1 protein-coding gene is annotated in these 344 nt (G+C 67.2%); it reads left to right on the top strand.

Going from position 1 to position 344, the window contains the following annotated elements; genetic code table 11:
- On the top strand, positions 1 to 344 hold a 344-nt coding region (locus ACYP5B_RS12790), incomplete at both ends, for a citrate/2-methylcitrate synthase (RefSeq protein WP_459569865.1).

Below are 344 nucleotides of genomic sequence, written 5' to 3'. Positions count from 1 at the left end.
ACCGACGACGACACCATCGGCGCGCACTTCCTGCACCTGCTGCACGGCCAGAAGCCCTCGGCGCTGTGGGAACGCGCCATGCAGACCTCGCTCAACCTGTACGCCGAGCACGAGTTCAACGCCTCCACCTTCGCCGGGCGCGTGATCGCCGGCACGGGCTCGGACATGTACTCGTCGATCTGCGGCGCCATCGGCGCGCTGCGCGGCCCCAAGCACGGCGGCGCCAACGAAGTGGCGTTCGAGATCCAGAAGCGCTACGACAGCCCGGACGAGGCGCACATCGACATCTCGCGCCGCGTGGAAAACAAGGAAGTGGTGATCGGTTTCGGCCACCCGGTGTACAC

It is taken from the genome of Cupriavidus sp. 8B, from assembly GCF_054589115.1.
The sequence above is the reverse complement of the archived record's forward strand: the minus strand, read 5'-3'. Positions and strand labels throughout refer to the sequence as shown.